The 11,035-nt window shown below is 69.9% G+C and carries 10 protein-coding genes; 3 read left to right on the top strand and 7 right to left on the bottom strand.

Annotation, left to right across the window (positions count from 1 at the left end; all coding sequences use genetic code 11):
• The 4 genes from VIR15_RS02970 to VIR15_RS02955 all read right to left on the bottom strand — a co-directional run.
• A partial coding sequence (locus tag VIR15_RS02970) for a lipase family protein (protein ID WP_331925984.1) occupies positions 1 to 1,455 on the bottom strand: 1,455 nt, incomplete at its 3' end.
• A gap of 56 nt (positions 1,456 to 1,511) precedes the next feature.
• A complete protein-coding gene (locus VIR15_RS02965; protein WP_331925983.1) occupies positions 1,512 to 3,095 on the bottom strand; it encodes a hypothetical protein in 1,584 nt (527 codons plus the stop codon).
• Positions 3,092 to 3,715: a GNAT family N-acetyltransferase gene (locus VIR15_RS02960; protein WP_331925982.1), complete on the bottom strand. Its 624-nt coding sequence runs from the start codon at positions 3,713 to 3,715 to the stop codon at positions 3,092 to 3,094. The genes VIR15_RS02965 and VIR15_RS02960 overlap by 4 nt, the downstream gene beginning before the upstream one ends.
• Positions 3,712 to 4,074 carry a UBP-type zinc finger domain-containing protein gene (locus VIR15_RS02955; protein WP_331925981.1) on the bottom strand — a complete coding sequence of 121 codons (363 nt, stop codon included), beginning with the start codon at positions 4,072 to 4,074 and terminating at the stop codon, positions 3,712 to 3,714. Before VIR15_RS02955 ends, VIR15_RS02960 begins: the two co-directional genes overlap by 4 nt.
• A gap of 116 nt (positions 4,075 to 4,190) precedes the next feature.
• Between VIR15_RS02955 and VIR15_RS02950 the strand changes: the two genes are divergently transcribed.
• A complete protein-coding gene (locus VIR15_RS02950; protein ID WP_331925980.1) occupies positions 4,191 to 4,430 on the top strand; it encodes a hypothetical protein in 240 nt (79 codons plus the stop codon).
• Between the two features lie 38 nt (positions 4,431 to 4,468).
• On the opposite strand, the gene VIR15_RS02945 is transcribed toward VIR15_RS02950, so the two are convergent.
• Both VIR15_RS02945 and VIR15_RS02940 read right to left on the bottom strand, forming a co-directional pair.
• Entirely contained in the window at positions 4,469 to 5,014 is a 546-nt protein-coding gene (locus VIR15_RS02945; protein WP_331925979.1) for a hypothetical protein, read from the bottom strand.
• Between the two features lie 193 nt (positions 5,015 to 5,207).
• On the bottom strand, positions 5,208 to 6,608 hold the full coding sequence (locus tag VIR15_RS02940) for an alpha/beta hydrolase (RefSeq protein WP_331925978.1): 1,401 nt from the start codon (positions 6,606 to 6,608) through the stop codon (positions 5,208 to 5,210).
• 252 nt (positions 6,609 to 6,860) lie between these two features.
• Between VIR15_RS02940 and VIR15_RS02935 the strand changes: the two genes are divergently transcribed.
• Positions 6,861 to 7,433, top strand: coding sequence for an RNA polymerase sigma factor (locus VIR15_RS02935; protein WP_331925977.1), 573 nt, complete (start codon positions 6,861 to 6,863; stop codon positions 7,431 to 7,433).
• Between the two features lies 1 nt (position 7,434).
• Positions 7,435 to 8,220, top strand: a complete 786-nt coding sequence (locus tag VIR15_RS02930) for a hypothetical protein (protein WP_331925976.1) — start codon at positions 7,435 to 7,437, stop codon at positions 8,218 to 8,220.
• 107 nt (positions 8,221 to 8,327) lie between these two features.
• On the opposite strand, the gene VIR15_RS02925 is transcribed toward VIR15_RS02930, so the two are convergent.
• On the bottom strand, positions 8,328 to 11,035 hold a 2,708-nt coding region (locus VIR15_RS02925; protein ID WP_331925975.1), incomplete at its 5' end, for a carboxyl transferase domain-containing protein.

The raw sequence follows: 11,035 nt of genomic DNA, 5'->3' as shown, positions 1-11,035 counted from the left end.
CCGCCATACCGGCTGGTCGAGGAGCAGCGCCGTCGCGAGCGAGACGATCACGCCACGTTCCGAGAGGCACCGCGCGGCCATCTCACGCACGATGACCTGCGCGCCGGGGCGGACGTAGTCGTCGTAGCGCACGTCGGCGTAGGTGTCTGTGTAGGACTGCACGACATAGGCGCCGAAGAGGCTGCCGACCCGGATGCTGCCCACGACGTCGACGAGCCCGGCGAGGTTGCTGGCCGGGGCGAGAGCGGCGACTCCGGCGATCACCAGCTCGGGCGCGTACGACCCGGCGAGCATCCCGGTCCAGAGGGCGGCATGCCCGCCCTGCGAATGCCCCCAAACCACAGTCGATTCCGCCAGGTTGACCGCATCCAGCTGGTGGGCGGCTCGAACTGAGTCGAGCACCGATCGCGCCGCCGGCTCACCGATGAGGTAGGGATGAGACCCCTCGGTTCCCAGGCCGACGTAGTCGGTGGCGACGAGCGTCCACCCCCTCTTGATGACGGCGTCGAGGCTGAACAGCGCGCCCGCCTCGAACGGATGCTCGAGCACCGATGGCGCGCATTCGGTTGCCCATCCGGTCGTTCCGTGGGCCCATGCAACGACGGGTGTCGGGCCCTCGACGCCAACCGGGGCGACCACGATCCCGCTCGCGATGGCCGGCACGCCGTCGTCCCGCGTCGTCGTGTAGAGGATCCGCCACGCCGTTGCCCCGGCCGGGACGTCACGGTCGAACGGTTCACTGCGCAGCAGCTGCCCGGGAGCGGTCGGGACCGAGTCCGGCGCGGCGTAGAACGCGTCCACCTGTGGTGTGCCGCGCTGCACGAGCAGGCTGACGAGCGCGAGCAGCACGGCCCCGATCGCGGCGGTGATGCTGGTGGCGAGCCGCCACCGACTGTGAGGCCGCCCCGAGCTCGAACTCGGCTGTGATCTACGGCTGCCCACGGCGAGGCGGACTCCGAAGACGACCAACCGGACCCCGAAGGCGATCGCCACGACGAGAACGGCCACGTCGGGCCACGAGAGCGCCAGGACGCCGAGGACCACCTGTGCGAAGCCGACACCGAAGCCGGCCCATCGGGCCGAGCCCTCTGCCCCGGCCCCCTCGACCAAGGCGGTGACGCCAGCAACGACGAGGGCGAGCGCGGCGAGCGCCGTGATGACGCGCAGGCCGGATCCCGGCCAGAGGAGCAGCGCCAGGGCGGCCGCGACTTGTGTGAGGCCGCGGACCAGGCTGAGCCATCGCTGCCGGGTGGCCGCCGGCGTGGCGAGGTCGACGACCCCGGATACGACCAGGGCGAGGATGACCACCATGACGAGCACGGCGAGCGAGCGGAATGGTCGGGTCGCGAGGACAAGCCCGACGAGCGACGCCACGATCCCGAGGGTGAGGGCAGCCCATCGCGGCAGCCGGCCAACCGCGCGCTCCGCGAGGCTGGCCCCTTGGACTTGGCCCATGAGCGCACCCTAGCCGCGCCGCGGTTCCACGGTCCGTCAGCTGAGGAGGTGCGTCCTCATCGGCACCAGGGGCGACCCCACTGGTGCAGGTAGGACTGCTCGTACTCCTCCAGGTAGGCCGAGCGGTAGCTGCTGTTCCCGGCCCAGTCGGTCGCCTGGTCCGCCAGGAGGCACCGGTGCTGAACCGACACCGGGTCCGTGCTGCCGCCGATGAGTTCGGACTGGGCGCGCTCCCAGATGAGGTAGTCGGTGGCCGCTCGCTGGGTCTGGATGGAGCTGACGGTGGTGGGCCAGACGAGTACCCCGACGGCGACGGCGCAGGTGGCCGTGAAGGTAGCCGTCGTCACGCGCCGGCTCCAGTCCGTCCGGGGCAGGACCGCGATGACGACGGCGAGGATGCCCGCCAGGCAGGTCCAGATCCACGGGGTGCCGCGGTACGTGGCGCCGACGAACCTGACGATCTGATGGGCCTGCTCGGAGACCGAGAGGATCACGGCCGCGGCGAGCGCCGAGCTGGCCAGGGCGAGCGCCAGGGCGACCAGCGGCTGACGGTCCGGACCAGCGCGGTTGGCGCCGGCGTCCCCGGTGAGAGGGCGCCGCCGCAGCAGGAGCAGGACCGCGACGGCGAAGAGGACGCCCCAAAGCGAACCAGACCCGCCGAAGGGCATCGGCTCCGGCAGCCCTGCGTCCGCGTCACGGAGGGCATAGGGGATGCCCGTGCCGGGCACGGCGCTGACGAGCTGGAGCGCGATGACCTTGAGGACCGGACCACCGAGGTCAAGCTTCAGGCCGGTGTAGATGTCGCCAGTCGCGGCTGACGCGATGACCTCGCGGGTCACGAGGACGGCGGAGAGCCAGCCGCCGCCCAGCGCGACGCTGAGCGCGAGTCGGTGCTGCGGCCGAGAGCGCCCGACGAGGGCCAGCAGCATGACTGCGAACGGTACTGCAGCCCAGTGCATCTCGTAGCTGAGCGTGATGATGATGCCGAGCACGACGATCCCGGCAGCAGACAGCGTCTTGCCGAGCGGGCCCCAGCTGCCCCACCCGCGCAGGGCCCAGAGGGAGGCGGCCCCCGCCAGGAACATCAGGACGATGCCACCGATGCAGAGGACGACGAAGGTCGTCCACCCGTTGCGATCCGGTGAGGTCGCGGTGACGCCGAGGACGAGCAGGGCTGCGAAGAGGATGAGGGCGGTGGTGCGGGTGGGCCGGTCGAGGCGCTCGCCGTCACGACGCCTGAGCTGCGTCAGGAGGAGGGCGAACGAACCGACGACGGCGGACAGGAGTACGACCTTGACGAGGCCATGCACGACGAAGAGCGGGACGCCAGTCGCGAAGGCGAACTGCATCCCGAGCAGGTAGAAGACGTGCTGGAAGAACACACCAACCGGAGCGATGCGCCCGTCCCGCATCCGCCACTGCATGTCGTTGATCGTCCACGGCACGACGTTGAGGACGTTGTCGTGCATGCGCCCCGGCGCGGCGACGTAGTGGTACCGCTCGTCGGAGGCGACGGGCGCGAGGAGCCACGGCAGGAGCAAGCCGACCACGGCGACCAGCAGGAGGACCCACGGCAGCCATGATGGAGCGCGCCGCAGGACCCGGGTCACCGAGGCAGTACGGACGAGCCGTCTGTTCACCAGAGGTCGATCCGCATGACGGCCCGACGCAGCGTGGGTCGACCGATCTCGACGAGGCCTGCCTCGGCGAAGATGCCGACAGTGCCGACGTGGAGCTCCTCGTCGATGGCGTTCGTCGTCGTCATGGGATAGGCCTCGAGGGCACGGGCGCCGGACTGGCGAGCGAAGTCCACGGCCGCGCCTGCCAGGGCGCCACTGATCCCGCGTCTCCGGTAGCCGGCACGGACGAAGATGCAGGTCACGGCCCAGACGCTGGCGTCGTCTTTGTCTTCATTCCGCCCCTGCCATGGCACCCGTTGGTTGCGGACCAATCCTTCATAGGCCGTGCGCGGCTCGACGGCGCACCACCCCACGGGTTCATCGTCGACGAAGGCGACCAAGCCACTGGTCGCGCCGGACCCGGGATTGCCGCAGTCGGTCTGCTCTCGCAGCCGGTGCACTCGCTGCTCCACGGGAAAGCTGGCAAAGGACTCCCTCGGCCGCAACTTGTAGCGCTGACACTGACAACGGGAGCCCTGGCCCTTGGTGCCGAAGATGGTTTGGAGGTCCGCACAGGCGACCTCGTTGGCTGGGACCACTTCCACGGTCGCCTCGACCGCGGCCCGGGCCCCGGGAGTCATCGGTGGATCAAGTCGCGCCAGTTGTCCGGGACCCGGTCCCGTGGTGCCGGCGACCCCTGGTCGCTGGGCCGGCTTGTCGGCGGCGCGAGCTCCTGGCCCTCGACGAAGTCACTCGTCCGGTAGTCGTAGAACCAGGTCTCACCCGGCTCGAAGCTGCGAATGATCGGATGTCCAGTGGCGCGGTGATGCGCCGAGGCATGCTGGGCGGGCGACGTGTCGCAGCAGCCGATGTGGCCGCAGGCCGTGCATCGCCGCAGGTGGACCCACCACCCTTCATCAGCGGCGCACTCGGCGCATCCGGTTCCGCTCGGAGGCACCGTCGGGTCGATGTCGGGGACCGCCCCTGCGTTGTCGCTCATGTCCGCAGCCTACGTCCCGGCTTACGACTCGTGGCGTGTTCACTTCCCTCGTCGAGCCCACCCTCCGCTGGATGGCTACGCTGGGAGCGCACTGTCGACTCGCCGAAGGAGTTGTCATGAACGCCGAGGTCAACGAGGGTTCCGAGCCGGTCGCCCCGGGCCAGTGGATGACCATTCTCGGGCTGATCGTCGCCGTGCTCGCGCCGCTCGCCGGCTTCCTCGGTGGCAGTAGCACGGGCGCCGTCGCTCGCGAGAACGCCTTGGGCGTGTGGCTCATCACCGGCCTCGTCATCGGAGGGCTCGGCGTCCTCCTCGCCTTTGTCGGCGGTCAGCGCTGGTGGCGGGCCACCCACTGACCTGAGGTGTTCCGTCACTCGGCCGCGGTTGTCGGTCGTCAGCTCACCAGCAGGATGACACCGGCGACAACGCCGATGACGACGACGATGGCGAGCGCGAAGAGGGCAGCGGCCAGACCGATCTTCTGCTCGCGGCCCATGCCCTCAGACCAGCCGAGCGGCTTCGCGGCGTCCCGGATGAGGTCCCGTCCCTCGCTTGCGCGGAAGGTGTAGTCGACGACCTTGCCGATTCCCCCGGGCGTCGCCGCGTCGGCACCCCACTGCTTCTCGGAGGAGAACTCGTAGACGCGACCCTTCTGCACCTGCTTCTCGGCATGCAGGGACGGCCGACCCGACGGCCCGACCCCGGCGTCCCAGCGCACCTCGTTGGACACGTCGGTGATCGTCATCCGGCGGCGGCCCTCCTCGAGCCGGACCTCGTGTGTGAAAACGCGCTTGACGGCGTTCTTGCGCAACAAGGTCCACCACGTCGCGTCGACGAGGTCGATCGTCAGGTCGAACCCGTATGGGCGCTCTTCGACGACATAGGGCGAGCCTTCGGCGGCGGCGCGGACACGGGCGATCAGCTCTTGGGTGGGGGTCATCGGGCCTTCTCGTAGACGCAAGGGCAAACCCGACCATATCGCCCCGTCAACCACCGGCCCCCTGCCGCGATCGAGTGAACGAGATCCGGGCCAAGAACCGTTATTCACCCCGCCACGGCGGCCCTCCTCTGGCGCGTCGGAGCCGGGATCCGGGCAACATGCGTCACGGGAACAGGTTGCCGTGCGACCCCCGTCATCGGGCCAGCGGGTCTGCGCTGCGCACGGAGTCGACGACGTCGAGAACTGCGCGGGTGGTGGTCTTGGCGTACTGCTCGTCGAAGATGAGCCCAGCGTGGCTGGCGCCCTCGACGACGCGGTGCGAACTGTTGGTCGACAAGCTCGCCAGCTTGTTCTGCGCCGCGTCATGGGTGGCGTCGGTCTCGGCGCCGGCGGTGAGGACGACTAGCGGTTTGTCACCAAAGTTGGTGAGCCTCGCGGCTTCCACTCCGGAGGCGTTGGCCTGGAGGAACTCGTCGATCCAGCCGGCGGCGTAGTCGGCGGTGGCGGTCTTGGCGCGGACCTCGTCACGCGAATGCGCGGGCAGCTCGCCGTACTCGAAGCTCCCGAGGAGGCGCACCAATCCGACTCGTGCCGCAGCCGCGCCGACTGCCGCAGCACGGTCGGAGAGGGCATCGTGGGAGCCTTTCCCGTACCCCGTTGCCCTCTCTGGATCGGCCTTGGTGGCCGGGTTGGTGGAGTCGATCAGTACCATCCCGGCGACCTCGTCGGGATAAAGGTCGGCATAGGTGAGGATGTAGAGGCCGCCGAACGAGTGGCCGGCCAACACGTATGGCCCGGGGACGTCTCCGCGTTGCAGCAACGTGTGGAGATCGGCCGCTATCTGGGTGGCGTCCTGGGGGCCGCGGGCGGGCTCGCTCCAGCCGCGACCCGCCCGGTCGTAGACGCAGACCCGGGTGTTTCGGGCGACCGCCGGCGCTATCCACGCCATGGCTGAGGAGAAGTCGCCTCCTCCGGGTTGAAGGACGACGGTGGGGCTGCCGGAGCCGGTGCAGTGGAGGTGGAGGCGATGTCCGCCGACGTCGATCAGTTGACCCGGCATGGAATACGCGTTGGCGTCCGCGGCTTCGCGCACGGTCTGGTAGCCGCCGCCGACCGCAGCCAGCAGCAACACAGCGAACACCGGGTACAGCAGCCAGCGTCGAGTCCAGCTGCGCAGGTGCCGGTGGGCTTGGACGGCCATCCACACCACCAGCGCCAACAGCGCCGGCGGCCCCACCCAGTTCAGCACCTCACGCACGGTCGTGCCGAAGCCGATCAGGAGCAAACCACACACCCCCATGAACACGGCAGGGACGGCTGCCCACCGCTGAGGTTGATCGGTCAATCGCACCGACAGCAGAGCCAAAGCGGCCCAGCCCAGGGCGAACCCGCACAGAACTGCACCCGTGACGTCGTCCTCTTCCGGGCTGATGAACGGGGCGGCAGCGAGGAGGAGAGCGGCGACCAGTCCGATGCCCAACGACGCGGCCACGACCCAGCCGATGTGTCCCCCTGACTCCCGACTCGGGTGGTGTGCACCGCCGGGGTCTTCAGGTGCGTTGCTGGCAGGGATTCCAGTGCCTACGGTGCTCACGATGTGCTCGCTTCCATAACGCCGCTGGCGTCGCGCGAAGGCCGCTGTCTGCACCTGTGGCACGTGCCGTCCTCTCGACGCTACGCTCCAGTCGCGGCTTCCGATACCAACCATCGGGACTTGCCGCAAAGCGCTTCCTCCGGAGCGGTGCCTCGCGACCGACCTGCCGGGCGTTGTGGCCGACTGTGCATCCTCAAGTAGACACGCCGGTTCGGGTGGCGCGGCAGCCGGGTACCGGACAGACTGTCCCGCGTGATCGGCGCGGACTTCGACAGGATTCTCGCTGCCGCACAGGGTGGTGATGAGCACGCGTTCGCGCGCCTCTGGCGTGACCTGAACCCGGCTCTCCTGCGCTACCTGTCACTCGGCGGTGAGATGGCCGAGGAGGTGGCTGCCGAGACGTGGACCACGGTGGTGCGCGGCCTGAAGCGATTCACGGGTGACGAGACCGCATGGCGTGCGTGGGTGTTCACGACCGCTCGGCGACGCGCGGTCGACGCCGGTCGCAAACGCGCCAGAGATGCAGGCCTCGGGTGGCGCGCGAGCACGTGGACGTCGGACACGGCGCCGGACAGCGCCGACGCCGTCGTGGAGGCGGCGAGCACCGAGGACGCCCTGCGCTTGGTCCGCAGCCTCCCAGCCACACAGGCCGAGGTCGTCCTGCTTCGCGTCGTCGCGGGGCTCCCCGTCGCCGAGGTCGCCGAGCTGCTCGGCCGCAGTCCCGGAGCCGTCCGGGTCGCCTGTCACCGTGGCCTCGAGAACCTCGCCCGAATCCTGGCCAAGAAGGAAGTAACGGACAGCGATGTTCGGACGCTTCGGGGGTGACATGAGCAACGACAAACCAACTGGTGACCTCGAGCACGGCGTCGGGTCGAGCGACGATTTCTTCGACGACGTCGCCGCCAATCCCGAGCTCGCACGGGTGGCCTTCCTCCTTTCCGCCCAGCCGAGCGCGCGGGAGCTCACCGGCCTCGATGGCGCCCTTGACACGTTCCGCGCCCATGTCTCCGCCCCCCACCCCAAACGACGGAGACCCTCCATGATCGCAACGCTCGCCGGCGCAAAGCTCGGCGCGACCATCGCCGGAATCGCCGTGGGCCTCGGTGGCGCAGCCACCGTCGCCTATGTCTCGGCCAACACTCCGGCGACGCCGAACACCAGCGTGACCGCCCCGGCGTCGAGCCAGTCAGCCTCCAGCGCTGCGGGACGGCAGACCAGCGACCAGGCGAAGCAGGGCAAGGACGCGAAGGGGGCGCCCGTGGGCCCCGACGCCAGCGGTTCCGCGGCCCACGGCCTGTGCACCGCGTGGGAGAACGTCGCCGGGAACGGCAAGGCCATGGACTCGGTCGCCTTCGGGAACCTCATCGAGGCGGCGGGCGGGGAGGACAAGGTCGAGGCCTTCTGTGCCGAGATCGACGCTCCGGGCAAGTCGGGGGACCGCGCCACGGGCAAGCCGGAAGGCGCGCCCACCGGCAAGCCTGAGACCGTCCCCACCGGAAAGCCGTCGGACGTCCCGACCAACCACAAGCCCGATTCCTCCCCCACGGTGCCGGACGCAAAGCCCGACACCGTTCCGACCGCCTCCCCCTCCCACCCCACCGGGCGGTCGTGACGACGCGGTAGCTAGCGCCGCGCCAAACCCAGCCGTGTGCCACTGAGCGAGCTCAGCGGCATACGGCTGGGCTTTGTTGTGCCGTATGCCGCTGGGCTGGCTTCCGCTCAGCCTGCCAGGCCCGCCTCCAGCGCGGAGATGATCCGCGGCCGCAGGTCCGCGGCCTCGATGACCTCGTCGACCGAGCCGACCTCGACCGCCCGGTGGATGCTGTGGACGTTGTCGAAGTGAGCGGCGACCTCGCCGAGTTTCTCGGCGCGGACCGAGGCACGCAGCTCCGCCAGCTCGGTCGCGAGCTGGGCGCGCTTCACTCCCTCCGCGGAGTCCACCCGGGATGCCAGCTCGACGATGCGCGGGTCCGCGGCGGTTCGGGCATCGACGTCTCTGGAGAAGACCACGGCGGCGGCAGGCGCGCCTCCGATGACCGACGCGAAGGAACCCTGGATCGCGAGGACCGTCATGCGCGGGTTGAGCGCCTTGGAGAAGACGACGAAGGCACCGCCGTGGTAGCGCGAGATCACTGTGAAGACGATGGGCCCGTCGAAGTTGACGATGGCCCGGCCGATCTCGGCGCCGTACTCGAGCTGGAGGTTGCGCATCGACTCCGGCGAGCCGTCGAAGCCGGACAGGTTGGCGAGGATGACGACGGGTCGGTTGCCGCTGGCCGCGTTGATCGCGCGGGCCACCTTCTTGGACGAGCGGGGGAAGAGGGTGCCCGCGGTGTAGGCGTCAGGCCCGTCGGTGGGCGGGAAACCGCGCCTGGGCACCGACTTCGACTCGATGCCGATGAGGCAGACCGGGATGCCGCCGAGGTGGGCGTCCTGCACGACGGCGGTCTCGGCGTCCGCCATGCCGGCCCACCGCTCCAGCGTCGCGTGGTCCTGGTCGGTGAGCGCCCTCATGACGGTGCGGATGTCGAAGGGCTTCTTGCGGTCCGGGTTCTTCTCGGCTGAGAAGATGTCGCCGACCGTCGTGAATCCGGAGTCCGGCATCGAGTGCGGGAAGGCGGTCACGTCACGATCGGTGGGGTCGCTCGTCGCGACCCGGCGCGGGCCCTGCTCGCCCGGGCTGACATAGGCGTGGTCGTAGTGGCTCATGAGGATCTCGCGTGCCGCGGCGAGGTCCCTGGCCCAGTACTGTGCCTGGCCGTTCGGACCCATGACCCGGTCGTAGCCGCCGATACCGAAGTTGTCCTCGGCCGAGACACCGCCGGAGAAGTCGAGCGACTGCTTGCCCGTCAGGACCATGGCGCTGTCCGGCGTCATGACGAGGATGCCCTTGGTGTGCATGAGCATTGTCGCCTCGGCGTTCCAGTACGGCTGGGCGCCGACGTTGATGCCGGCGACGACGACGTTGATCTCGTGCCCGGCCTGGGTGAACTCGACGATGCGCTTGAGGGCGCGAGCGACCCAGTCCATGTTCTCGGTGCCCGAGTCCATGGAGATGCGGGCGCCGGCCGAGAGGGAGTACCACTCGACCGGGATGCGGAGCTCCTCAGCGAGGTCGAGCGCAGCGATGACGCGAGCGCACTCGGCCTCGGCCACCGATCCCAGGGAGCGGAGGGGGTCGCCGGCCAGGACGACCCGGGTCACGCCCTCGGGGTGGCGATCGGTCGGCGAGGTCACGACCGCGACGATGATGCCGGCCTTGTTGTGACCGAAGGGGCGGTCGGCGGGGACGAGCCGGCCGGCGTCGTCAAGGTCGTGCTCGACGACGGCGCCGCCGTCGCCCGCGATCATGGCCTGCAGCTCGTAGGGATAGACGAGCCCGCGACGACGCGCCCGGACGACCTTGGAGGCGTAGTCGTCGAGAGGCTTCAGCGGCTCGCTGGGCGGCTGACCAACGGTGCCGACGACGCCTGAGCCCGGCTGGTAGTAGAACCGTCCCGCGATCGTGATCGGCCCCTGCTCCGGCTCGAGGACCACGCGAGCCTGGACGAGGACCTCCTCGACTCCCGCGCCCACGGTGAGCGGCGCGATCTCTGCCTGCAGGGCGGTCAGCTGGTCGAGGTCGGCGTCGATGAGGGGCCAGATCGTGACCCAGACGTAGTTCATGTCGAGTCGGGAGCCGGCGGAGCCCCGCGCGGCCCGGAGCCGGCGGATGGCGTCGAGACAGTTGGCGATGGCGCGCTCGACCTGCGGCAGGCCCGTCACGCGGCCGGACTCGTCGCGGACGACGACGAGCTGGCGGACCTGGGCGGCGGCGACGAGGCGCCGGTCCTCTGGGTTGTCCCTGGCGACGCACTCGTAGAGGAAGACGTCCTCCGCAGCCTCGAGCCGGGTGGCGTCGAAGTCGCGCAGTCGCCACAGCTGGAGACGACGGCCGACCATGGGGTGGACACCGCGCACCAGGCGGTCCTCGACGAGGTCGCCGTCCTGCGGACGGTAGGTGAAGTAGCCAACCGGCCGGTCCGCCGTGTCGGTCACGGCGACGGCGACCCGCCGCACGTCTTTGGCCCAGTCCAGGGCTCCGAGGCGCTCGGCCACGGCTGCGCTGGTCTCCTCGGGGTCCGACGGCTGGTCCCGCCAGCGGAGATACAGGTCGACGACGGAGTCGTGGCCCTCGACCCGGCTCCACACGTCGTTGGCGACCGAGAGGTCGAGGTCGCTGCCCGGAGTCAGCTCGGCGAGGTCGCCGATCGTCGACGTGAGGTGAGTCGGTCGGTCGTCGAGCGTGTAGTCCGCGATCGCGAAGGGCCTGCCGTTGGCCAGGAAGTGGTGCGGCCCATGCAGCTCGTGCTCGAGGTAGTGCCGCTTGATGAGGACCTCGAGCATCGGCTCGTGCCGCGGCAGGCTGTCATCCGCACGGTCGAGCC

Origin of the sequence: Intrasporangium sp. (assembly GCF_036566125.1) — a bacterium.
Classification (GTDB): Bacteria; Actinomycetota; Actinomycetes; order Actinomycetales; family Dermatophilaceae; genus Intrasporangium.
This window is presented reverse-complemented; position numbering and strand designations above follow the sequence as displayed.